Origin of the sequence: Methylobacterium persicinum (assembly GCF_022179525.1) — a bacterium.
In the GTDB taxonomy this organism is placed as follows: Bacteria; Pseudomonadota; Alphaproteobacteria; order Rhizobiales; family Beijerinckiaceae; genus Methylobacterium; species Methylobacterium persicinum.
Genome location: NZ_BPQX01000054.1, coordinates 133,958 through 156,220 on the forward strand (window position 1 = coordinate 133,958; position 22,263 = coordinate 156,220).

Genomic DNA, 22,263 nt, shown 5'->3' on the forward strand with positions numbered 1-22,263 from the left:
CGGATTGCGACTGGAGGAAGGGTGTCGGTCTCGGCGGCCTCCCGGTCAAGGGCGGCGGGACGATCCGGCCTCAGGGGCGACCTTTGGCGTCAGGGGCAGCCAGGGCGAGTTCCCGGGCAAGGCCGTCAATCCGGGCGACAGCCTCCGCATTGGTGGCCAGGGCCATGCGAGCGCGGTCGATGGCCCGGACGGCCTGGTCGCGCTCGCCCAGCACGCTGTAGGAGCGGACGAGGCGCATCCATTCGTCCGGACTACCGCCCTTGGCCGCGAGGCGGCGGTCGAGGGCCTCGACCATCCCGCGGACGGCGGCATCCCGCTCGGCCGGAGGCATGGCCTGGACCGCCGCCATCGCCGCCTCCGTGTCGGCCCGGGCCTCGGGGCCCGGCATCGGGGCAGCCGCGGGCCGCCCGAGACCCAACTCGCCGGCGGCCGCTTCCACCTGGGCGAGGCCCTGCGGGTTGCCGGCAAGGGTGGCGCGGGCGCGGGTGAGGGCCGCCATAGCCTGATCGCGTTCGCCCAGGACCGTGCGCGAGCGTATGAGACGCACCCATTCGTCAGGCGTGCCGCCGCCGTTCTTCAACCGCGCATCGAGCCCGTCGACCATGCCGCGGATGGCGGCCTGCTGCTCCGCCGGGATCGTCCGGGGGGCCGCCGCCGGGCCCGGCGGCGGCGCGGGTTCGCCCTTTAGGCGGGCCAGCGTCGCGCGCACGGCACCGAGCCACGGGGCATCGGGAGGGCTCGTGGACTCGAGGGTAGTGAGTTGGCGGATCGCCTCTGCGGTATCGCCCGCCTGCTCGGCGGCGCGGGCCACGTAGAAGCGCGGCTTGGCCGCCTTGGCGTCCTTGGTGAGGGCCCGCTCGAACAGATCCTTGGCCTGTGGGGAGACGGTGCCGTCGCCGGCGGCGGTCAGGGCCTCGCCCCAATCCGCCAGGATTTCGGCGGACTCACCCTTGATCCGCGCCAGCTGACCGTAGGCGCGGGCCGCGTCGTCGAACCGGCCCGTCCGCATGTAGACCGGGGCGAGCACCTGCCAGCCGCGGGCATCGTCGGGATCGCGGGCGAGCCGCGCCTCGATCTGGCCCACCGCCTTGGCAAGATCGTCGTTGCCGCCCCGGGCGGCCGTGCGGTCGGCCTCGGTCTGCGCGGGCAGTTCCGGCGAGCCGTAGAGCCCGTAGGCGATGAGGGCGACGAGGGGGATGGTCGACAGGGCGAAGGCCGACGCCGCCCGGCGGCGGCGCAGGCCTGGCTCCCCGAGGCGGGGGGCGTCCTCGGGCTCGTCTGCCTCCCGGCTCGCCCGGAGCAGGCGGCGAGCGGCCTCGGCACGGGCGGCCTCGGCCTCTTCCGGCGCGATGAGGCCGCGCTCCACGTCGCGGGCGATCTCGGCGAGCTGGTCCTCGTAGAAGGCGGTCTCCGTGGACACGACCGAATCCTGTTCCTCGCCCCGGTGGTCCGACAGGCGACGGGACATCGGCCAGAGCAGGCCGAGCACGGCCGCGGCGGTCATTCCCGCCAAGATGAACCAGATCGCCGTCATCAGATCCCGCGTGCGAACCGGACGGGTCCGGTCTTCATATGGACGCGGCTCCGACCCGACGTCATACCCCGCATGAGCGGCACGATGTCACCCAAGTCGAGCCTGCTGACAACCCTACCTTGACCGTAAGGCCCGCGGGAGACCTCTCAATGGGTCGCCGCTCCGGCCGGCGCATCGCCCGGCACCTCCAGCACGGCGCGCAGACCGCCGAGGGCAGCCTGCTCCAGGCCGAACCGCCCGCGGTACAAGGCCGCAAGGTCGGCGACGATCGACAGGCCCAGTCCCGAACCGGGCTTCGACTCGTCGAGGCGGCGCCCACGCCCGAGGACCGCCTGCCGGGCCTCCGGCGGCAGGCCGGGACCGTCGTCCTCGATGGCGACCACGAGGTGGGGATAGCCGTCCCGGGCGATCACCTCGGCTCGGATGGCCACCCGGCCGAGTGCCCATTTCGACGCGTTGTCGACGAGATTGCCGACCATCTCCTCAAAGTCCTGCCGCTCGCCGCGGAAGCGCAGGCCCGACGGCACGTGGACCTCGTAGGCGATGTCTTTGTCCCGGTAGATCTTGCCGAAGGTCCGCACGAGCCCGGCCAGGGCCGGCTCGATCTCCGTCGAGGTACCCAGCGTTCCGGCCAGCGCCGCCGCCCGTGCACGGTCGAGGTGGTAGTTCACCTGATCGCGCATCACCGCCGCCTGCTCCCGGATCTTTAGGGCGAGGTCGTCCGGCGCATCGGAGCTGCCGACTTCGTTGACGATGATCGACAGGGGAGTCTTTAGGGCGTGGGCGAGGTTGCCGACCTGGGTGCGGGCGCGCTCCAGGATCTCCCGGTTGGTCTCGATCAAGAGGTTCACCTCGCCCGTCAGGGGCGCGATATCCCGGGGATAGGTGCCGGTAATGCGGTCGGCCTCGCCCTGCCGGATGGCGCCGAGCGCGGCGCGCATCTTCTTGAGCGGCGCGAGGCCGAACCGGATCTGCAGCAGCGTCGTGATCGCGAGCGACGCCCCGAGCAGGGCGAAGGTCATGTACAACGCGTTGCGGAACCGCTCGACGTCGTTGACGATCTCGTCCGCCGGGCCGGCGACCCGCACCGTGTAGCGCCCCTCCTCGCCGAGATCGACGTCGCGCTCCATGATGCGCAGGAGGCGCCCGTCCTGCCCCTTGCCGTAGCCCTGGCGGATCTGGCCGACCCCCACCTTGCCGTCCGCGTCGGTGGCCGGCGGCAGGGGCACGCCGACGAGGGAGCGCGAGGTGCGGATGTCCCGGGGCTTCGCATCGGGCTTGCCCACCTGCCAGTACCAGCCGGACAGGGGCAGGTCGAAGCGTGGGTCGCCCAGCGAGAAGGTGCGGCTTTCGGGATCGTTGGGCGTAACGAGGTCGGTGGCGAGGTTGTTCGTGAAGACGAGAAGCCGGCTATCGAAGGCCCGCTCGGTGTTCTCGCGGTAAAGGGTGGTGAGGATCCAGGCGGCGATCAGAAGAATCGCCGAACTCGACAGGAAGGCCGAGACGGCGAGGCGGACGGCGATCGAGCGCCGCCGCAGGGCCAGGAGGTCGATGAGGCGGCGCATCGGCGTGTCGGGATCCCGGATCGCTCACCCGGAGCGGCGGCGTCTTAGACCATTTTGCGCCGGATTGGATGCCGATTCATCGCAAGTCCGATCACACCCGCGGGGCAGGCTGGTTCGGATCCACGAGGTAGCCGAGACCGCGAACCGTCTGGATCAGGTCGACCGCGAGCTTCTTGCGCAACCGTCCGACGAAGACCTCGATCGTGTTCGAGTCGCGGTCGAAATCCTGGTCGTAGAGGTGCTCGGTCAGCTCGGCCCTTGAGACGACCCGTCCGGTATGATGCATCAGGTAGGACAGCAGCCGGTACTCGTGGCTCGTAAGCTTCACCTGGGCCCCGTCCACGAAGACCTTGCCCGAACGGGTGTCGAGAGTGACCGGACCGCAGGTGATCTGGCTGGAGGCATGGCCGGCGGCCCGGCGCAGGAGGGCGCGGACGCGGGCCATCAGCTCCTCCATGTGGAAGGGCTTGGTGACGTAGTCGTCCGCCCCCGCATCGAAGCCGTCGACCTTGTCGGACCAGCGGTCCCGGGCGGTGAGGATGATCACCGGCGTCTTCACGCCGGCCCGGCGCCACTTCTGCAGGACGGTGACCCCGTCCGCCTTGGGCAGGCCCATGTCGAGGATGATGGCGTCGTAGGGCTCGCTCTCGCCGAGATAGCCGCCCTCCTCGCCGTCATAGGCCTTGTCGGCGACGTAACCGGCCTCCTCCAGGGCGGCGACCACCTGCCGGTTGATGTCCTTGTCATCCTCGACGACGAGCAGCCGCACGTCTCACTCCATTCCGATCGGACGGCGCCCCGTCAGTACTGGCCGGCCACCTTGCCGGTCCGCGCATCCACGATGACGTGCACGAAGTGCCCATCCCGGCGCAAGGCCGTCAGCATGTAGACGAGGCCATCCTCGCGCCGGCACAGGCTGGCCCGCTGGATCTCGGCCCGGGGGATCACCGAGCGCGCCGCCCGGATGGCGGCGATGGGCTCAATCACCCGGCGCTCGCCGACCTCCTCCCGCATGTCGGCGGGCGATAGGCAGGATTCGACCCGCGGCGCCGAGGTCAGGGCCGCCTGGGCGGTCTGGGTCGCCGGGGCGTCCTCGGCCATGGAGCCGATACCGCCCGCAGCGAAGGCTGCGGCCGTCAGGCAGATGGCAACGAGGGCGATGGCGTGGCGCATTGGGCCGAGCTTAGTCCCCCACGCACTGAATATGCCCTGAATACAGGCCCGAGCCCAGCCGCCGGGGCGGCGAAGGGGCCGGGGCTCAGTTTTTAGGAAGGGGGCGACAGGACTTCGCATGGCTCGAACGGGGTTGGCAGCCCATTACGGGCGAACTCCCGGCCGGTTCCATCGCGGCTGGGGATAGCGCCCCGGCCACCGCTTCACGGCGGACGACCGGAGCCGCTGCAAGGGCGAGGTCCGGCCACCGGCCGGCGCCGACGATCGCGCCGAGATGGAGGGTCGCGGCAAGGACCGGAGGCGCCGCGAGGGCGAGCCAGAGGCGTGTCAGGACCCGGTCGGCCTGGGGGGACATCAGCGATCTCCAACAACGAGCGCCCAGGCGAGCCTGAGAACCGGCAGCCGTTCGGCGAGCCATGCGATCTGATCCGCAAACCAATGGGCGACGGCCGCCGCGCCGAGGAAGGCCAGCACGACGGCGTGCTTCAGGCGGCGGAGGATCCCCCGCAGGACCCTCCGCTCGATATGGGTGTCGACCACCTCGTCGAGGGCTGCGAGACGCTGCTCGGTCTGCCGGGCAAACCACGCATGCCAGTGGGGCGGGAAGCGGATCGCGCGGGCCCGCCCGCCGAGAAGGGCGGGCCCGTCGAGCGGCTCGGGCGGCTCGGGGGCGTCGGCCGTCATCGTATCTCCTCCGGCCGCGCGGCCGCCTTTCGCTCAGGCCCGGCGGGGCGGATCGTCCTTCAGGAGTTGGAGCGCCGGCTTCAGGACCGTCTCGGCGCTGCCCTGCGCGTCGAGTGGCATCGCCCGGAAGATCCGCGAGGCCACCCCCTCGACGCCTCCGGCCCGGCGCAGGACCCGGGACGGGGCGATGGCGACGACGTGCCGGGTGCCCGCCGCGACCACCGCCGGCCCCACCTCAAGGCCTACCGTCCTGCCTCTCACCGCCCCGGCTACGGCGTTCTGGCCGTAATCGACCCCGGCCTGGATCGCAGCCTCGATCCGCTGCCGGGTCAGGAGGGAACTCGCCCAGGGGGCCACGCGGGCGACGCCGGCTGTCACCGCCGCCGCGGCGACGGGCACGAGAGCCGATGCCGCCGTCGAGAGGGCGGTGGAGAGCCATTCGCCCCAGGGAATGGCGACGGCATCCGGGGACCCGGCCGCGCAGGCCACGGAAGGACAGGCGAGACAGGCGGCGGCGAGGGCGATCGAGGGGCGGGTCATCGTGGGCTCCTTGCTGGGTGGAGAGGTTTGGCGGGTCGAAGGGGTTGGCCGGCGGGGCGGCGGAGCCGGCCGGACGGGGGACGGGCCGAGGGGGGACGCGCCCCGGGCGAGGAGGCCGGCGATCCCCCGGCGTCCCGGATCGCCTGAAGCGCCCGCCGGGCCCAGACCAGCCGGTCGGCCAGGGCCGGGATGCCGGGGCGCTCGAAGGTCCGGCAAAACGTGCTGGTCGCCTGTTCAAGGGTCGCGCTGTTGCGCAGGGCGTCCAGGGCGGCGGCCTCGCTACCCCGCAACTCGATGAGGAGGTAGCCCTCGTTGGCCGCGTCCGACGCAGGGTCGAGGCCCTGCGACCGGCACCACCGTTCCATGGCGAGCCGGCGGGGCCCGGTCCACTGGGCGATGCCCCAGCCCCCGCGGGATCCGGGCACGGTCGGGGCGACCTCCTGCAACAGGCGGAAACCGCCGGTCTCGTGGCCGAGATTGCCGAGCAGCCCGGCGGCCTGGACATCCGTGAGCGCGAGGTCGCGCATCAAGGCGGGCCCGAGGCGGCGGCAGCTTTCCTCGAACCCCTTCGGTCCGGCTTCCGCATGGGAAGACGGGGGTCGCACCATGGCACGCTCCTGTCGTATCGGCGGGCAGGGAGGGCAAAGGGCTCAGACGGAGCCTTCCGAGACGAGCAGGATCTGCAGGCCGGCGGCTATGATCGGTGTGCTCGGGTCCGTGAAACAGAACATGCGCAGCTTGTCGCCGGCATTCTGATAGCTCATCCGGCTATAGGGATATGTCGACCGTACACCGCTCCCAGAACCTGAGAAGTGCCATAGAAACCAGGGCCCATCCTCTTCGTTTGTATACACTCCAAGTCCATACTGGACGACACTCTTCAGGAAATTATCAATCCTCAAGCTTGCCGATATTTGATATATGCCCGTTTTCGGGCACACATACCAACTGTTCGTCCCGTCCCAATTGTTTCCGGCGTCCGATCGCACGTTCTGCAGCACGACCCGCTGAAAGCTGGAATCGATGGTTTGCTTGTCTCCGCTCATCGCGACATCGATGAAGGTGCTGCGGGTGGCCGGCGGATTCCGGCTCACCACCGACCAGCGGCTGGTGCCGTCGCTCTGGAGCGACAGGCTGCCGTAGGGCACCGTCATGACCAGCTTCGGCACGCCGCTGATCGTCTCGTTCGTTGCGCTCCACACGGTGAGCGTCTTGGCCGAACCGACGGCCCCGGCCTCGTCGACCACGGTCAGCGTCGTGCCCTGGGAAAAGTCGCCGCCTTCGGCAGCGTCAGTTTGCGGGAGACCGAGAGGCCCTTGATCGCCACCGTCCGGTCGTTCGCAGTGATCGCGTAGTCGGAGTCCGAGATTGCCGTGCGGCTCCCGCTGGTTCCGGGGTTGGTCCCGCTGCCGGCATTCTTGACGGCCCGGTCGACATAGGCGGTCGTCGCAAGGCGGGTCGAGTTGTCGGCGGATGTCGGCGTCGGGGCCGTGGGGCTCGCCGCGAAGGAGACGATTCCTGTCGCCGCGGCGGCAGCGAGTGCGGTGACGAAGGTAGAGCCGTCCGGTGAGGTCTTCAGGACGAAGTCGTCGCCTCCGAGCGTCCCGAACAGGGCGCGGCTCGACCAACCGGTCTGGAAGACGAAGCCGGCGTCCCTGGCCGCTTCCTTCTTGTTGAGGGTGATGCGCATGTCACCCGTGCCGGGCGTGACGTCGTCCCACGCGAAAAGGGCGGCATCCGATTTCACGGCCAGACGGTTCGTGGCGTCCGCACTGGTGTTGATGCCGATCCGGTCGCCGCTGCCGGACGTGATCGGCGCCCAGGCCCGGCCGTCGAAGGCGTAGACGAGCTTCTCGTCGGCGAGGTAGGCGAGCCATCCGGTCGAGGGGACGAGCCCGACCCAGACCCCGTCGGTGAACCGCACCACCTGTCCCGACCGGCCCACCCAGGCCCCGGTCGGCATGGAGGCGACCACGAGGTACCGGTCACCCTCGGCGGGGCTCGTCGGCGGGGCGGTCAGATCCTTGTCGAGGCAAGCGAGCTGGACGAGGGCGTCGAGGACCGCCAGCGCCTCATTGTGGGTGACATGCTTCTGGGCCTGCCCAGCTGCGATGAGGGGTAGGCCGAGATGGGTCGTGGCGTCGGACATGAATCGTCTCCCGTGATCAGGCGGCGTTGACGGGGATGCGGGCACGGGTGGCTGGCCCGAGGCCGGCGGCGGTCCCGAATTGCGCGACCGCCACGTCGAGGCTCGTTTGGGGCCCGCCGAAATCCGCCGTCTCCGCGGCGGACGGGTAGAGCAGCCCCTGCCCGGAGGCGGTCAGGGTCCGCAGCGCGGTGCCGCCGGAGAAGACCGTCACCGCGTAGCTTTCCAGGGGCTCGTCGAGGGGGATCTCGGCCGGCTCCCAGGCGTCGGCCGAGCGCCGCGCCCGGCGGATCCATGACAGGATCACGCCATCGCTTCCCCTCCGCGCCCGGAGATGGACCGGCCGAAGCGGCATGACCGCCGCCAGCCCAGCCGTCGCGCCGACGGCCGCCATGGACGGATCGGACGGATCGAGGCCGGCGGCCCCGATCCGGTAGCGGAAGGTCCGCCCTGTCTCGTCGAGGCGATCGACCAGGGGCGAGACGCCCCCGTCGTCGAGCCGCACGATCAGGCTCCCGGCGGGGGAACCCCGGGTCGCTGCGGTCTCGCTTCCGGCCAGGCCGCGGAGCATTCCCCCGAGCCTGAACGTGTCCGGACCGGTGGCCGCGACGTCCGCCGCCGACAGGATCTCGACCGTGCCATCTGGCGCGACTACGGCGAAGAGGTTGCCGCCGGCGAGCATCGCCGCGGGGGGAATGGCGGCGAGCGCCCCCGCCCGCCGCAGCATGACATCGAGGCTCGCCCCCTTGTCACCGCGCCACAGGGGGCCGGCGGGCAGGGCCGTGAGGGTCCGCCCGAGGCAGGCCGGGTAGTCTGCATGCCCGTGGACCGCGAAGGCGCCATCCGCTTCTGCACGCCAGACCGTCACCGTCCCCGGCCAGGGCTCGGCCGCCACGGCGAGGTACTGGAGGCCCGTCGGCGTGCCCCAATCGGCCGGCAGGTCGAGGACGACGGCGTAGGGCGCCCCAGCCGCCGCCGACTGCGGCGGGAGCGGGGCGGCCCGGCTCTTCGGCACCGCCCGCCCCGGACCGAGGCGCGGCGGCACCCGGCTCGCCTCGATCCGCCGCCCGGTCGGCGCATCCGCGATCCGGTCGATCCGCATGATTGCCGCCATCTCCGGCCCCTCGGCCGGCAGGGCCACGAGGTCGCCGGGCTCCAGGTCCTGCCGCCGGGGGCTCAGGGTGAAGACCGTGCTGTCTCGGGCAGCGATGAGGCGGTCGAGGAGGTCTTCCGCCAGGCCGTCGCCGACCTCCCGGCGGGTGACCACCGCCGTGTCGATCCGGGTCTCCCCGTGCCGCCCCCCGGCCGGCCGGGCGGCCGCGGCGGTGGCCCTGCGGTAGTCGGGACTCTCGGCATCGGTGATCCCCACCGAGACGGCCCTGGGCAGCGAGCCCTCCTCCGCCCGGACCCGGCGCAGGACCTCCGCCTCCTCCGAGACCCGGACGAGGTCCGAGATGGGCAGGACCACGGGCGCATCCCGGCGCGGTCCGCGCAGGCGCAGGGTGCCCCCCGTCGCGGAGACGTCGAGGCCGAAGACTTGCGCCAGCTGCTCCAGGGCACCCCGGGCGGTGAGCGGGCGATCGATGACGTAGCCATCGAGGAAGGCCGCCGCCTGCACTGCAACCGAAGCATCGAAACCGAACTCGTCGAGGATCCGCCTGACCAGTAGGTCGAGGTCGCAGCCCTCGATCCGGCCGCTGATCCAGTGACCGGTCGACCATTGCGGCGCGTCCGCCCAGGCGGCGGTCATGTCCGAGAAGGTGGGGAAAGGCCGCGCATCCCAGCACCAGACGAAGATGGCGGCGGGATCCACCATCCGCCCGCCATAGACGGACGAGACCGGGTTGTCGGAGGCCGTGAAGCCCGGCGCGGCGGGGTCGAACCGGGTGAGGACGGCCTCCAGGCCCCGGAGCTGGATGAGGTCGTCGCGGACGCCGCGGGATTGGGGCGGAAGGGCGTTCTCGGACGATTTGGGGTCGGGGAAGACGTTCGGGCCGTTCGTGCCCTTGTCCACCGCCGGCACGCCGACCTCCGTCAGCCAGATCGGCTTGCCCATCGGCACCCAGGCGGTGGTGCGCGTCTCGGTCCCGCGCTCGCGCTCGATATGCGGGTTCGACCACCAGCCGACGAGGTCCTTGGGCCGGTAGATCCAGGGCTTGCCGTAGGCACCGTCGGTAATCGCGGTCCGGGCCTGGGCCGCCCGGGTCGCGTCGTCCGCGTAGTACCAGTCGAAGGCCTCGCCGGAGGCCCCTCCGGCCTTCAGATAGGCCCGGTCGTGGATGTCCCCGGCCAGGGGGAGGTCGGCGTGGCCGGCCGTGTCCCGCCAGTCGCTGGCGGGCGGGTACCAGTCGATGCCGACCGCTGCGATGTTCTTGTCGGCGAACAGGTCGTCGAGGGGAAAGCGGATGGTCGCCCCCCCGTCGCGGACGTCGGCGCCGTACTCGGTCCAGTCGGCCGCGTAGACGAGGGCGACGCCCGCGCCGAGGCGGCTGCGGAGATCGGCGGCGAGGGTGCGGAATTCATCGACCGCGGGGTATCCGGTGGCGCCCCGGATTCGGGTCAGCCCCACGAACTCGCTGCCGACGAGGAGGCCGGTGATCCGCATCCCCGAGGCGATCCAGCCGGCGGCGAGGTCGGCGTAGTGCAGCAGGAAGGTCCGGTAGCCCCCGTTGAAGAAGGCGGCGACCTGAAGCTCCGCGGCCCGGCTCCCGTCCGGGCTCCCGGACAGGCCCGGCGCGGGATCACAGGTGATCCGCCCGCGCCAGGGATAGGCCGGCTGATAGGAATTGCTCCGGTGCGGGTCGAGAAGGGTGTTGTTGGGCGGGATGTCCATCATCACGAAGGGGTAGAGGACGACGTCGAGGCCCCGCGCCGAGAGTTCGGCCACAAGGTGCCCGAGCCCCGCATCGGAGGGGGTCCCGCCGAAGGCCGGGGTGGTCCCGTCGGACAGGGTCGAAACGGCACCGGCCTGATCGCGGGTGAGACCGGCCACGCGCCACTCGTCGCCAGCCGTCGTCTTGCGGAGGGTCTCGGCCCTGGGCGCGATCTGGCACCGGCCGGCCCGCAGGTCGCTTCCGAACCACGACACCACCACCGCCACCCTTCGCAGGTTCGGGCACAGGGCCTGGAGTGCATCGAGGGAGGCGACCACGTCGCTGCTGCGGCAGAGCTGGTGCCGGTTCGCGCCCTGCGTCCGGCCGAAGCCGAGATCGACCGTGACGGCGGCCGTATCGAGGACGAACTCCCCCGCGCCGGGAATGAGGTTGACGGAGCGGATCAGCCCGCAGAGCCCGTTGACCGGCCGCACCACCTCGAAGGTGAATTGGGGGATGCGGTTGCCGTAATCGGCCAGCGGCAGGGCCTCGAAAACCACATAGGCGAGTCCACGGTAGGCCGGGGCGTTCTCCGCCCCCTCCTTGGCGACGATCAGCGGATCGGGCGCTTGGTCCGCGCTGCCGGTATGCACGCGTAAGGTGACGCGGGTCTGGTCAATCTCGCCGCCGTCCGCCCAGATTCGCCGGACGAAGGCGATCTCGCCCTCGCATAGGCCGACCGCGACGTTGGCGTAGTAGGCATAGGTGGTCCGCACCGTCTTCTGCCGGCCGGTCCCCTTCGACGGGGCTGCCGCCCGCTGGACGGTGGTGTTGGCGAGTTCCAGAGGGCGCGTCGCCCAGATCAGGCCGCCGCCGATCCGGGCGCGGCCGTAGACCCGGGGGATCGGGTCGCCTTCGGTCGAGGCCATCCCCGCCACGTCGGTGAGGCGGGGCCCCTCCACGAAGCGGGTCTTCCTGCCCGGACCGAACAGGGCATGCGTGGCGTAGGACCCGGCCGCCGAGCCGATGACGCGCCCGATCGCGCCGCCGACCGGACCACCGAGGGCCGAGCCGATGAGGCTGCCGGCGGTGGAAAGGACGAGGGTCGCCATATGAGGCTCCAGAACGGCACGACGGCTGACGGGTCAGGGGTCAGGGGTCAGGGGTCAGGGGCGAGGTGGAAACCGGAACGCCCCGATGAGATGCCGCCTCCACCAGGGGGTGAGGGCGACCTCCGTCACCTCCGCATGGTCGTGGGCGTGGACCATCGTGCCGGGCCCCGAGGCGATGGCGCAGTGGCGGGCCGGCAGGTGCGCCCGGAAGGCGAAGAGCAGCACGTCGCCCGGCTGTGGCCGGTAATCCGGCAGAGGCTCCCACACCGGCAGGAGGTGACGGGTCGCCGCCTCGACGAGGGGATCGCTCCCAGGCTCGGCCGATTCCGCCCAGGTGGCGGAATAGGGCGGCGGCATTTCCGGCTCCCGGCCGTAGAGGCCCCGCCAGACCCCGCGCAGCAGGCCGAGGCAATCGCAGCCCACGCCGCGGAGGGAGCCCTGGTGGCGGTAGGGCGTGCCGAGCCAGAGGCGGGCCTCCGCCACGGCCGCGTCGCCCTGCGTCGCATCCACGGTGGCTTTCATCGGAAGTAGCTCCCGCCATCGAGGACGGGCTCGGAGCCCGGCACGGCGCGCAGCACGGCGTCGTTGCCGGGCATGTGCGGGAAGCCCTGGAAGTTCACGGCGTTGGCGAACCGGTCCCGGCAGGTGGCGAGGCGCTTGTCGCAGCCGGCGGTGAGGGTGAACGTGTCGCCCTGCGCCACCCTTCGCGCGGGCGTCTCCCACAGCTCGACGGTGTCGCCGGCCTGGAGACGCAGGTCGGCCGCGAGGCCCGCATTGGCGCCCCCGGTCCAGACGAGACGCCCGCCGCTGAACAGACCGTCGGCGACAGACTTGCCGAGTGACACGCGCAGGGTGGCCGGCTGCGGCAGGTCGAGGACGCGCCCCGTGGCCTGCCAGGCCGAGACGTCGACCCGGCACCGGGCATCGCCGAGGTCGGCGCCGCAGGTGGCGCGGTAGGTCCGCCCGATCTCCGCGTCGAGGCACGCGGCGACGCCCCTCAGCTCGGCGACGAAGGCGCCGTCCTCGCGGCGGATCTCGCCGATGGTACCGATATCGAGGAGGAGACGCGTCTCGGGGTTCGTCCAGTCCACGAGCCACGTCTCGACGCTCGCCCCGTCGTAGAGGCCCCCGGCGATGTCCGCCTCGGTCAGGCCCAGGGAGGAGAGCGCCCCGGCGACATCGCCCCCCGAGACGGCGAAGCCCGCCTCGGCGCTCGCCTCCGCCGCATCGAGCCCGGTCCGGGCGGCGTGGACGAGGCCGGCGAAGGTCAGGTCGCGGTCGTGGTCGGTGAAGCCGAGGGATGTGCCGTCCCGGCGGCGCAGGGACCAGCAGCGGCACAGGGTGGTCACACCGTCGGCGAGATGCGCGGCGAAGGCGGGGGGCAGATCCCTCACGGCACGATCTCCACCAGGGGGACTTTGGGGATCTCGCCGGCCGTGAAGGCGGCGAGGTCCACGCTCAGGTCGTCGGTGTCGAAGCGGACGGGCACGTCGAAGGCGAAGCCCGCCGTGACGGGGGCGCCCGCCGCGGGCGCGCTCGCCAGGGTGACGATCCCGGTCGTTGAATCGCAGGCGAAGGCGTCGGGGGTCAGTTCGGCCCCCGCCACGGCCATGCGGACGCTGCCCGCCACCGGCTTGGCGATGGTCCTTCGGTAGGGGGCGAAGCCGGCGCCGTAGGTCTTGGTGAGGGGGAAGGCGACGGTGGTGCCGTCGCCCCGCCCCAGCATCTGGTCGAAGGGACCCGGCGGCTGGCCCGGCGGGCCGGAGCGGAAATCGACCCGGTCGTGGTAGCGGAACCCGGTGAGGCGCCCGCGCCGCTCCTCGAAGAAGGCGATCACCGCGTGGAGCGCGTCGAGGCTGCGGATCCCGAACCCGGCATCGTAGCGGCGGCGGGAATCGGCCCAGCGGCCGTTCCGGTGCTCCCGCCCCGAGGCCAGGGTGACGATCTCGGTGAGCCTCTGCGGACCGCCGCTGCCGCGCAGGGCCACGTCGAGGGGGAACAATACCTCGTGGAAGTCGTCGGCCATGGGGGAAACTCTTTCAGAGGGCGCGCTGGCCACGGGCGACCGCCCGGGCGAGGGTCGCGGCGACCTGCGCCTCGGAGCGGCGGAAGGCGGCAGGGTCCGGCGTCGCGATGGTGACGTTGACCGAGACCGGGCGGGCGGCGGAGCCCGCCGCGACGCCGAGGCGCCCGTCGGGCCCGCGGGCGAGGGGCATGATCGCCTCGGGGCCGGCCTCGCCCATCAGGCCGGTGCCGCCCGCCATCGGGAAATAGCTGGGCGCGGCAACGACCCCCCCGGCCGCGAAGGGCGTCACCCGGCCGCCCCGGAACACGCCGCCCCGGGCGAAGGCGGGGGTCTCGTCTTCCGCATCCGCCTCCGAATCCGTGCCGAGGACTGATCTGAACAGGCTCGTCAGGCCGATCCGGACGGGCTTCGCGGCGGCCCTCGTGGCGACACGCGCGAGGCCGGTCCCGATGGTTTTGAGCACCGCATCGAGGCTCCGCCCCGATGTCGCGCCGCGGGTCAGGGCGGTGCTGAGGTTTCGGCCGAAGCTCTGGGCGAGGTGGTCGAGGGTCCCGAGTTGCTGGATCCGCACGGCGTTCTGCCGGTCGGTCTCGGTCTCGGCACTCATGGGGCGCTCCCTGTCAGGGATGGATCGGGATGGGCGGCCAGCAGCCGTTCGAAGTCGGACCGGCTCAGCGCCGGGGATGCCCTCGGCCGGCCCAGGGCGGCGGCGAGTTCCCGGGGCGTCGCCGCCCAGAAGTCCCGGGGACGCCAGCCGAGGATCCCGAGGGCGGCGGCCAGCGCGTCGTCCCAGGGGAAGGCCCGCGGGGGGGCGGGATTCAGGTCCCGCGCTCGTCCCCCCGCGGCCGCGGAGGGTTTTCCGGATCCTCCGGGCCGAAGGCCGCCTCCAGCACCTCCCCAAGGGCGGTCACCAGGGCCTCCATGCTCCCGGCCAGGGGCAGGTGGCGGACATCCCCGTCGGTGAGATCGTGGCCGCCGCCGCGCAGGGCAGCGCCAAGCAGGGCGATCAGGTCGCCCGTCCGCGGCCGGCCCGCGACGAGGCGTTCGGCGAGGCCGGCGAGGTCCCCGGCCCGGAGGGAATCCTCCAGGTCGGCCAGCGCCCCGAGGGTGAGGCAGAGGGTGTAGCGGCGCCCGCCGAGATCGAGGGGCACCTCTCCGCGTCTGCGGTTGGCCATCGTCCCGTCCCCTCAGGCCGCGGTGAAGCTGATGGGCCCGGCCGATTCCAGGCTCATGTCGAAGGTGACCTCGCCCGCATGCTCGCCGCGGTATTCGAGACTGGCGATCTGGAACGGCCCCTCCATCGTCCCGAAGGCCGGGACGACGACCTGGAAGGCCGACACCGCACCGTCGAAGAACATCTGGCGGATGCGGATGTCGGAGGCTTGGTCCCGGAACACGCCGGATCCCGAGACGGACGCGTGGCGCATCCCCGCCCCGGCCAGCAATTCCCGCCACCGCCCCACAGAATCCGCGTTGGTCACGTCCACCGTCTCGGCGTTGAGGGTGATCTGCCTCGTCCGAAGGCCCGCCACCGCGAAGTAGCCGCCGTTGCCGTCGGCCGCCCGGATCAGAAGGTCCTTGCCCGCCTGCGCACCCATGATGTCCTCCTCAGAATGTCTCGGTGACGGCCTCGACCGTCAGGCTGGCGCGGGCTTCGCCCGTGCGCGGGTCGCGGGTCGCCCTCAGGGCGCTCACCCGGATCGTGACGAGGCGGCATCCCTGCAGCGGCATGTCCGTGGCCTCGAGGAGGGCCGCCATCCGCGCCGCGGCGTCGAGGGCGGTGCGCGCCGAGCCGGGCCGGGCGATCACCGCCAGCTCGTGCCGGTGCAGGTGGCGTCCGGCGCCGTCCACGGAATCGTCGCGGACCTCGCCGTCTCCGAACAGGGCGTAGACCGGCAGCGCCCCCCGGGGCGGCTCGTCGTAGAGGCGGGCGCTGCCGCCGAGCAGGGCGATGAGGGCTTGGTCGGCGGCGAAGCGCGTGATCAGGCCGGCGCGCATGGCCAGGAGCGGGCTGGGATCGCTCACGGGTTCGCCTCCGGCACGAGTTCCTCAACCTCGCAGACGAGGTCGCGGCCCCGCTCGTCGGGGTCCGTGACGGCGCGGATCGCGAAGCGGCGCGGCCCGGCACTGAGGCGCATGGCGGGTGTCAGGTCGGGCCGCCGCCGCAGGGTGATGCGGTGGGTGGCGAGGGTGTCGGCCCGGCCCCCCGAAACCCGCACGACCGACCCGATCGAGGCGATGGCGCCCCAGAGGGTCGGGCCGGGCACGTAGCGGCGCAGTACGCCGCCGAACCCGTCCGGCTGCTCCACGGGCCGTTCGAGCACGAAGCGGCGCCGCCGCGCCCCGAGGGGCGGACGTCGATCGAAGGATGCCATCGCAGGCTCCGGGAGAAAGGGGGGAAGGAAAGGAGAAGGACCGTTGTCAGAGCCGCAGCCGCCGCCGGGGGGCGGCGAGGCGGGGCAGGTCGCCTTGGGTCATGCCGGCCTCGTCGCCCCGGTGCTCGTAGCCCGCGGCGGCGAGGCGCAGCACGGCGACGCGCAGGTCTTCCGGGATCGCCGGACCGTCGCCGCCATAGCCGGCCGTAACCTCGATCAGGATCCGGCGCCCGCCGAGGTCCGGCAGGTCGCCGGCGATCTGCAGGCCCGGCGCCTCGATCAGGTCCGGCCCGATCGAGACCATGCCGCCGGGCAGGTCGGTGACGGTGCCGTCCGCGGCCGTGAGCCCTGCTCGCACGAGACCGACGAGGGGGCTGAGCGGCAGGGGTAGCCATCCTTCCAGCGGCCATTCCGCGAGGAGGATGCGGTACCGCCCCGGCACCAGCACCCGCCGCGCCTCGATCTCCAGGCTCGCCCGGGCGGCGGAGACGAGGTTGGCGAGCAGCCCGTCCTCCACGCCGCCGTCCTCGGGATCGAGGCGGAGGTACAGGCGCAGGTCAGCCACGCTCACGGGCTCGACGGGGGTCGTCTCGGCGCGTATCGGGGTCATCGCGCAGGTCTCCTTGAGGTCGGTCGTTGCCTTTGCCCAGAGCTGTGCTCGCCCTCGCCTTGCCGTTCGCGGCGCTTCCGGCCCTGCCGGCGGCGGCGATCGTGGGCGGCGGCGACGCGGAGCCGGCGGGGGCGGTGATGGTGCTGAACTCGGCCGGCGGCGTGTGTACCGGTGTGGTGGTGGCACCGGACGCCGTGCTCACCGCCGGACATTGCGTCGCCGGGGCGAAAGCACTGCGGGTGCATTACCGGAGCACCGAGGGAGCCCCCGTTCTTGTCGACATCGCCGCCCGGACCGTGCATCCCGGCTACGATGCCGGCGCGGTGGCAGGCCGGCGACGGTCCATCGACCTCGCCCTCCTGCGCACCGCCGAGCCCCTGCCGCCCCGCTTCGCCCCGGCCTCCCTGGGCACACAAGAGCCGCGGGCCGGCGAGACGCTGACGCTCGCGGGCTACGGCGCGGCCAAGCCCGGCGATCCCCGCTCCACTGGAACCTACCGCAGCGTGGCAGTCCCCGTGGTCGAGCCCTACGGCCCGAGCCGGATCCTGGTGTGGATGCAGGGCAGCCGGGGGACCGGCGCCTGCCAGGGCGATTCCGGCGGCCCGGTCGCCCCACCGGACGGAACGGTGCTCGCGGTCACCGCCTGGATCGGCGGCGGTTGCGGCGGGCTGACCCAGGCGATCCGTCTCGCGCCCCAGAGGGACTGGATCGATCGGACGCTCTCCGGCTGGGGCCTCGCGGCGCGCTGGCGCCCCTGACCCGCCCGACCGGAAAGTCTTTTCTGCCGCAGAAAAGATTGGTCCACCGCCCCATGCAGGGGGTGGCTTCACTATTCCGGAACTCCAGCTTGGCCGGCCGGTTTGTCTGATCTACTGTCGACCGGGCACAGCCTGCATCGCGTTGCCTTGGACAATTCCCGGAGTCACCGATGCCTGCCCGATTTTCCCGCCCGACCGGCCTGCGCAGGAACGCTGCGCGTCTCGCGGCGGGGGTGGTGGCCTTCGCCGGATGCCTCATCGGTGCCGTTCCCGGCGCGCAGGCGGTCATCCAGGGCGAGGTTGCCCGTGATCCCAACGGTGCCCGCAGCTTCGTCGTGCGCGTCGAGAGCACCGACGGCGAGATCTGCTCCGGCACGCTGATCGCCCAGGACCTCGTCCTGACGGCGGCGCATTGCGTGATGCGGCCGGCGGGCTACCGGGTCGTGAGCGTCGACCGCGCCTTCCGGCAGCATCGCATCAACGTGATCGCCGCGACGATGCACCCCGATTTCGTCCCCGGCACGACGCCGGAGGACCAGCCGGGCGTGGACCTCGCCCTGCTCAAGCTCGCCCAGCCGGTGGGGGGCGACTACATGCCCCTCGACCCGCGCAGCGCCGGCTCGATCGGCACGGGCGACAGCGTCGAGATCGCCGGCTTCGGGGTGGTCGCCGAGAACCGCCGGGGCAGCGCCCGGGTGCTCCGTCAGGCGCCCCTCGTCTCGATCGGCTCGCTGCAGGTCGCCAACCGCGTAACCGTGGTGACCGACCGCCGCCGCCTCGCCGAGACGGCGGGGGCGGGCGCGTGCCTCGGCGATTCCGGCGGGCCGATCCTCACCGGCGGTCCCGGCGGCTACCGCATCGCCGGCGTCGTGAGCTGGTCGAGCGGCGCCCTGCAGCAGGGCGCCCGTCGCACGGCCTGCGGCGGCTTCACCGCGGTCACGCCCGTTGCGGAACATACCGGCTGGATCGCGTCGCGGGCCGCGGAGCTGGAGCAGGTGCAGGCTGGCGAGGAGATGCCGCGGCGGCATCGCGCCGATTGGATGGCCCGACCCGCCCGTCGCTGACGGCGCAGGCCGGAACTTCGCACGCTTCCGGGGATTTCCGCCTCCATTCGAAGAAAGCCTCACGGAGATCTTGAGAGTATGGCCATCACCGGCAAGAACGACGCCCCGCGTGCCCATAAGACCCGCAACGAGACCGATTCCAACGCGAAGCGTGTCTCGATCCAGGCCCTGAACGCGCGCCTCGCCGACGGCATCGACCTCGCCCTAGCGATCAAGCAGGCCCATTGGAACCTGAAGGGCCCGCAATTCATCGGCGTCCACCTGATGCTCGACGGGTTCCGCAACGAGATCGATGCCCTGAACGACAAGGTCGCGGAGCGGGCGGTCCAGCTCGGCGGGACGGCCCTCGGGACGGCCCAGGTCGTGGCCGGCGAGACGAAGCTTCCGGCCTATCCGACCGGCATCTACGCCATCGCCGACCATATCGCCGCGCTGATCGACACCTACGCCGCCTACGCGAATGCGGTTCGCGAGAACATCGACGAGACCGACGAGGCCGGCGACGCCGACACCGCGGACCTGTTCACCGAAGTCTCCCGGGCCGTCGACAAGCAGTTGTGGTTCCTCGAGGCCCACGTTCAGGAGCCGACCGGCCAGATGCGCGACGGCAACGTCGGCTGACCGCCGGGACAAACCTCCCCGCCAAGGCGGGGTAAGGGGCCGCGCCGTCCTTCGACGGCGCGGCTCTGATCAGGCGAACTTCAGGAGCTTGATCGCGTCGAAGTCCTGCACGCCGCCGCCGACGCGCTTGGTGGTGTAGAACAGCACGTAGGGCTTGGCGGAGTACGGGTCGCGCAGCACCCGCAGTCCGGTGCGGTCCACCACGAGGTAGCCCCGGCGGAAATCACCGAAGGCTACGGAGAGGCTGCCCGCGGCGATGTCGGGCATCGCCTCGGCCTCGCTCACCGGGAAGCCCATCAGGGTCGCGGCCCGTTCGGCGGAGAGCGGCGGCTGCCAGAGGTAGTTGCCCTCCGCATCCTTGAACTTGCGGATTGTGCTCTGGGTCCGCCGGTTCATCACGAAGCGGGCGTTCTGCCGGTAGGGCGCGCGGAGCGCGTAGACGAGGTCGAACAGCACGTCGGCGGGGTTCGTGCCCGGGAAGGCCGCGGACGTCCCGGTGCCGACGCAACCAAGCTTACCCGGCGTCCAGGACGCGTTCGCCACCGTGTCGGAGGCGAGGAAACCCTTCGGCCGCCCGACGCCGTTGCCGGTCACGAAGGCGATGCCCTCCTGCTCGGCGAAGGCCGTCTCGACCTCGGCCGCCAGCCACTCTTCGACGTTGACCACGGCGTCGTCGAGCAGGGTCTGGGTCGCGGCGGGCATGGCGTAGAGTTCCGCCGCCGGGAAGGCGAGCTGTGCGAGCGCGGGTGCATCGGTCGAAGGCCGCGCCGTCGCCTCGGTCACCCAGCCCGTCACGGGAGCCCCCGTGGAGACCGCCCGCTTGTACTGGCCGCCGGAGATCTGCTGCACGCTGGAGATTGCCCGGATCGGCGAGAGCGCCGCGAGGCGCGTCAGCACAGTGCGTTCCAGGGTATCGGGCACGAGGTAGCCGCCATCCGGCCCCGACCCCGCGGACATGGCCTTGGCCTCGAGACGCTTCAGGCCGCCGCTCTCGCCGGCCCGGACGTAGAGGTCGAAGGCAGCCTTGTGCTCCTGCGCGACACCATCGTGCCGGCCCTGCGGCTCGGCCAGGGCCGGGCGGGCACGCTCCAGGCCGATCCGGTCGAGGCGGGTGCGGGCGGCATCGAGGGCCGCGTCGATGCGGGCGAGCTTCTCCTCGGTCACCACGTCGGCGCCGAGGCGGCCCTCGATCTGGCGCAGGCGGTCGTCGTTGGTCTCCTTGAATGCCTCGAAAGCGGCGGTGAAATCATCGACGGCGGAGCGGATGGGGCCGGGCTCGGCGGCCTTGTTCTCGAGCGGCGGGAGGATGGCCTTGGTCTCGATGGCGGCGTGACGCGTCATGACGGTACCTCGTCTCGGGTGAAGACTGGACAGGGGGATTCAGGCGGCGCGGCGCCGCGCCGGGGCGATCCGGCGGGCAAGGCCGCGGATCGCCTCGGGGGTGGGGCTCGGGCTCGCCCGCGCCCCCGGCTGCAGGGGGAACGTCACGATGGAGATCTCCCAGAGGTCGATCCCCTGCAGCCGGCGGGAGCCATCGGCGCCGGGACGGGCGCTGAGGGTCCGGAAACCGATGGAGAGCCCGTCGAGAGCTCCTTCGCACATCAGCGCGGCGATCTCCCGGCCGCGCTGCACGTCGAGATTGAGCTGACCCTCCGCGTAGAGGCCGCGGGCGTCTTCCCGGAGGGAGAGCCACCTTCCGACGGGCTCGGCGGGATCGTGCTGGAACAGCATGCGCACGCCGGCCGCTCCGCGCCTGGCGAGGGTGCCGGCGAAGGCGCCGGGCAGGACCACGTCGCGGCCGAGATCGGGCACGCCGAACACGCTGGCATAGCCGGTGATGAGGCCATCCATGGAACACGTCCTTGTTGTGGGGATCGGCTACGGGTCCGCGCCGGGGCGGCGCTGCTCCGGAATACGCAGCGGAAACGGCGCCCTAAACCGGCGAGGACGGGTCCGGGTCGGGGTGGTCGGGCAAATAGCCCACCGCCTCGCGCTTCTCGTCCCGGCTGAGGAAGTCGGCGGCCTGGACCCGCCGCCAGAGGGATTCCCGCTCCGAGGCCAGGGCTTCGATGCGGTCGAGGTCCGGCTCGAGTTCGACGGTGCCGAAAGCCGGTTCCAGCCAGTTCGCGATCGCCTGGGCCGTGCGGCGGGCCAGGGGGATCAGGGTTTGCCGGTAGAGGGCACGGTTGGCTTCCGCGTAGTTGGCGTGGGTGCTGTCGCCCGGCAGGCCGAGGAGCAGGGGCGGTACCCCGAAGGCCAGGGCGATCTCCCGGGCCGCCGCATTCTTGGCCTCGACGAAGTCCATGTCCCGGGGCGACAGGGCGAGGGGTTTCCAGTCGAGCCCCCCTTCGAGCAGAAGGGGCCGCCCGGCATTGCCGGCGCCCTGGTAGTTCGCCTCCAGCTCGCCCTTCAGCCGGTCGAACTGTGCCTCCGACAGCGAAGCGCCGGCGAAGACGAGGGCGCCCGAGGGCCGCGCGGCGTTGTCGAGCAGCGCCTTGTTCCAGGCTCCGGCGGCGTTGTGGATGTCGAGGGCCGCGGCGGCGGCCTCGATCGGGGCCAGGCCGCGATGGTCGTCGCCGGGATGGAACAGGGTCAGCGCCAGGATCGGCGAGACCGCGCCCTCGGACAGGTCGAACCGGCGGCTGCGCCCCCCCACAGTGTAGACGTAGGCGGCGGGCCAGCCGTCCGCCCCGGTCAGGACCTGCACCCGCTCCGGACGCAGGGTCTGGAGGCCGACGACCCGGCCCTCGATGCTGACCGCTTCCAGATAGGCCGTCCCGGCGAGCATCAGGTCGGCATAGAGGGTTTCGAGAAGCTGGGTTCCGGTCTCCCGGAGGTTCGGCCGGGCGAGGAGGCTCAGGAGATCCTGCCCTTCGCCCGAGACCGGTGTCAGGGGCAGGCTCGCCGCCGATTCCGCCACGAGCCTCACCGCCCGGTAGACCACAGGATTGCGCTGGTAGCCGACGCGGGCGAGGGAAGTGGGGTCCCGGGCCGTCCATGTCGGGCTGCAATCGGCGTAGAGCGCGAAACCCGGCCCCACCGCCTTGGTACCGAGGGGCGGGCGCGGACGTCCGGCGGCCCGGACGAGCCTGTCGAGAAGCTTGGGCATGGGCTTGCCTGTGTGGGCTGAGGAAAAGGCAGCGGAGGCGGGCGGGGCCCGCGGCCCGGACCCGCGCGAAACATTGTCGCAACCGGAGGTGGGCGTGTTGTATTCGCTACAGCCGGCGAACCGGGGATCATGT

At 72.1% G+C, this 22,263-nt stretch carries 27 protein-coding genes; 3 read left to right on the plus strand and 24 right to left on the minus strand.

What is annotated here, in order from left to right:
• Positions 1-70: 70 nt before the first annotated feature.
• The 21 genes from ccmI to MFF22_RS20870 form a co-directional block, all read right to left on the minus strand.
• A complete protein-coding gene (ccmI, locus tag MFF22_RS20770; RefSeq protein ID WP_238252199.1) occupies positions 71-1,534 on the minus strand; it encodes a c-type cytochrome biogenesis protein CcmI in 1,464 nt (487 codons plus the stop codon).
• A 146-nt stretch (positions 1,535-1,680) separates the two neighbouring features.
• Complete coding sequence (locus MFF22_RS20775; RefSeq protein ID WP_238252201.1) at positions 1,681-3,099, minus strand: ATP-binding protein; 1,419 nt, start codon at positions 3,097-3,099, stop codon at positions 1,681-1,683.
• Positions 3,100-3,190: 91 nt separating this feature from the next.
• Complete coding sequence (locus tag MFF22_RS20780) at positions 3,191-3,868, minus strand: response regulator transcription factor (RefSeq protein ID WP_238252202.1); 678 nt, start codon at positions 3,866-3,868, stop codon at positions 3,191-3,193.
• Between the two features lie 32 nt (positions 3,869-3,900).
• On the minus strand, positions 3,901-4,272 hold the full coding sequence (locus tag MFF22_RS20785) for a PepSY domain-containing protein (protein ID WP_238252218.1): 372 nt from the start codon (positions 4,270-4,272) through the stop codon (positions 3,901-3,903).
• An 85-nt stretch (positions 4,273-4,357) separates the two neighbouring features.
• Positions 4,358-4,627, minus strand: a complete 270-nt coding sequence (locus MFF22_RS20790; protein WP_238252220.1) for a hypothetical protein — start codon at positions 4,625-4,627, stop codon at positions 4,358-4,360.
• Positions 4,627-4,956: a hypothetical protein gene (locus MFF22_RS20795; RefSeq protein WP_238252222.1), complete on the minus strand. Its 330-nt coding sequence runs from the start codon at positions 4,954-4,956 to the stop codon at positions 4,627-4,629. The genes MFF22_RS20790 and MFF22_RS20795 overlap by 1 nt, the downstream gene beginning before the upstream one ends.
• 33 nt (positions 4,957-4,989) lie before the next feature.
• Positions 4,990-5,496: a hypothetical protein gene (locus MFF22_RS20800; RefSeq protein WP_238252225.1), complete on the minus strand. Its 507-nt coding sequence runs from the start codon at positions 5,494-5,496 to the stop codon at positions 4,990-4,992.
• Entirely contained in the window at positions 5,493-6,104 is a 612-nt protein-coding gene (locus MFF22_RS20805; protein WP_238252242.1) for a phage tail tip lysozyme, read from the minus strand. The genes MFF22_RS20800 and MFF22_RS20805 overlap by 4 nt, the downstream gene beginning before the upstream one ends.
• 42 nt (positions 6,105-6,146) lie before the next feature.
• Positions 6,147-6,743: a hypothetical protein gene (locus MFF22_RS20810; RefSeq protein WP_238252244.1), complete on the minus strand. Its 597-nt coding sequence runs from the start codon at positions 6,741-6,743 to the stop codon at positions 6,147-6,149.
• A 2-nt stretch (positions 6,744-6,745) separates the two neighbouring features.
• On the minus strand, positions 6,746-7,645 hold the full coding sequence (locus tag MFF22_RS20815) for a DUF2793 domain-containing protein (protein WP_238252246.1): 900 nt from the start codon (positions 7,643-7,645) through the stop codon (positions 6,746-6,748).
• Between the two features lie 16 nt (positions 7,646-7,661).
• Positions 7,662-11,567, minus strand: coding sequence for a baseplate multidomain protein megatron (locus tag MFF22_RS20820; protein ID WP_238252254.1), 3,906 nt, complete (start codon positions 11,565-11,567; stop codon positions 7,662-7,664).
• Positions 11,568-11,621: 54 nt separating this feature from the next.
• Positions 11,622-12,089, minus strand: a complete 468-nt coding sequence (locus tag MFF22_RS20825; protein ID WP_238252256.1) for an NlpC/P60 family protein — start codon at positions 12,087-12,089, stop codon at positions 11,622-11,624.
• Complete coding sequence (locus MFF22_RS20830; RefSeq protein WP_238252259.1) at positions 12,086-12,961, minus strand: phage/gene transfer agent baseplate hub protein; 876 nt, start codon at positions 12,959-12,961, stop codon at positions 12,086-12,088. The genes MFF22_RS20825 and MFF22_RS20830 overlap by 4 nt, the downstream gene beginning before the upstream one ends.
• Positions 12,958-13,593, minus strand: coding sequence for a DUF2460 domain-containing protein (locus tag MFF22_RS20835; protein WP_238252260.1), 636 nt, complete (start codon positions 13,591-13,593; stop codon positions 12,958-12,960). Before MFF22_RS20835 ends, MFF22_RS20830 begins: the two co-directional genes overlap by 4 nt.
• 13 nt (positions 13,594-13,606) lie before the next feature.
• Positions 13,607-14,200 carry a phage tail tape measure protein gene (locus MFF22_RS20840; protein WP_238252262.1) on the minus strand — a complete coding sequence of 198 codons (594 nt, stop codon included), beginning with the start codon at positions 14,198-14,200 and terminating at the stop codon, positions 13,607-13,609.
• Entirely contained in the window at positions 14,197-14,415 is a 219-nt protein-coding gene (locus MFF22_RS20845; RefSeq protein ID WP_238252337.1) for a phage tail assembly chaperone, read from the minus strand. Before MFF22_RS20845 ends, MFF22_RS20840 begins: the two co-directional genes overlap by 4 nt.
• Positions 14,412-14,768 carry a gene transfer agent family protein gene (locus tag MFF22_RS20850; RefSeq protein ID WP_238252264.1) on the minus strand — a complete coding sequence of 119 codons (357 nt, stop codon included), beginning with the start codon at positions 14,766-14,768 and terminating at the stop codon, positions 14,412-14,414. The genes MFF22_RS20845 and MFF22_RS20850 overlap by 4 nt, the downstream gene beginning before the upstream one ends.
• Positions 14,769-14,780: 12 nt before the next feature.
• A complete protein-coding gene (locus tag MFF22_RS20855; RefSeq protein WP_238252270.1) occupies positions 14,781-15,191 on the minus strand; it encodes a phage major tail protein, TP901-1 family in 411 nt (136 codons plus the stop codon).
• Between the two features lie 10 nt (positions 15,192-15,201).
• On the minus strand, positions 15,202-15,618 hold the full coding sequence (locus tag MFF22_RS20860; RefSeq protein ID WP_238252271.1) for a DUF3168 domain-containing protein: 417 nt from the start codon (positions 15,616-15,618) through the stop codon (positions 15,202-15,204).
• On the minus strand, positions 15,615-15,968 hold the full coding sequence (locus tag MFF22_RS20865) for a head-tail adaptor protein (RefSeq protein WP_238252272.1): 354 nt from the start codon (positions 15,966-15,968) through the stop codon (positions 15,615-15,617). The genes MFF22_RS20860 and MFF22_RS20865 overlap by 4 nt, the downstream gene beginning before the upstream one ends.
• Before the next feature lie 46 nt (positions 15,969-16,014).
• On the minus strand, positions 16,015-16,578 hold the full coding sequence (locus MFF22_RS20870; protein ID WP_238252273.1) for a head-tail connector protein: 564 nt from the start codon (positions 16,576-16,578) through the stop codon (positions 16,015-16,017).
• A gap of 26 nt (positions 16,579-16,604) precedes the next feature.
• On the opposite strand from MFF22_RS20870, the gene MFF22_RS20875 reads away from it, so the two are divergent.
• The 3 genes from MFF22_RS20875 to dps all read left to right on the plus strand — a co-directional run bounded on the left by MFF22_RS20875 (position 16,605) and on the right by dps (position 19,021).
• Complete coding sequence (locus tag MFF22_RS20875; RefSeq protein ID WP_238252274.1) at positions 16,605-17,336, plus strand: S1 family peptidase; 732 nt, start codon at positions 16,605-16,607, stop codon at positions 17,334-17,336.
• A gap of 170 nt (positions 17,337-17,506) precedes the next feature.
• Positions 17,507-18,400 carry a S1 family peptidase gene (locus MFF22_RS20880; RefSeq protein WP_238252275.1) on the plus strand — a complete coding sequence of 298 codons (894 nt, stop codon included), beginning with the start codon at positions 17,507-17,509 and terminating at the stop codon, positions 18,398-18,400.
• Between the two features lie 78 nt (positions 18,401-18,478).
• Positions 18,479-19,021: a DNA starvation/stationary phase protection protein Dps gene (gene dps, locus MFF22_RS20885; protein ID WP_238252277.1), complete on the plus strand. Its 543-nt coding sequence runs from the start codon at positions 18,479-18,481 to the stop codon at positions 19,019-19,021.
• 69 nt (positions 19,022-19,090) lie between these two features.
• Here dps and MFF22_RS20890 read toward each other — a convergent pair whose 3' ends face one another.
• The 3 genes from MFF22_RS20890 to MFF22_RS20900 all read right to left on the minus strand — a co-directional run bounded on the left by MFF22_RS20890 (position 19,091) and on the right by MFF22_RS20900 (position 22,130).
• A complete protein-coding gene (locus MFF22_RS20890; protein ID WP_238252280.1) occupies positions 19,091-20,362 on the minus strand; it encodes a phage major capsid protein in 1,272 nt (423 codons plus the stop codon).
• Between the two features lie 39 nt (positions 20,363-20,401).
• Positions 20,402-20,872: an HK97 family phage prohead protease gene (locus tag MFF22_RS20895; RefSeq protein ID WP_238252281.1), complete on the minus strand. Its 471-nt coding sequence runs from the start codon at positions 20,870-20,872 to the stop codon at positions 20,402-20,404.
• Positions 20,873-20,954: 82 nt separating this feature from the next.
• The gene (locus MFF22_RS20900) at positions 20,955-22,130 is read right to left on the minus strand and encodes a phage portal protein (protein ID WP_238252284.1); all 1,176 of its coding nucleotides are present in this window, start codon (positions 22,128-22,130) and stop codon (positions 20,955-20,957) included.
• Positions 22,131-22,263 lie beyond the last annotated feature (133 nt).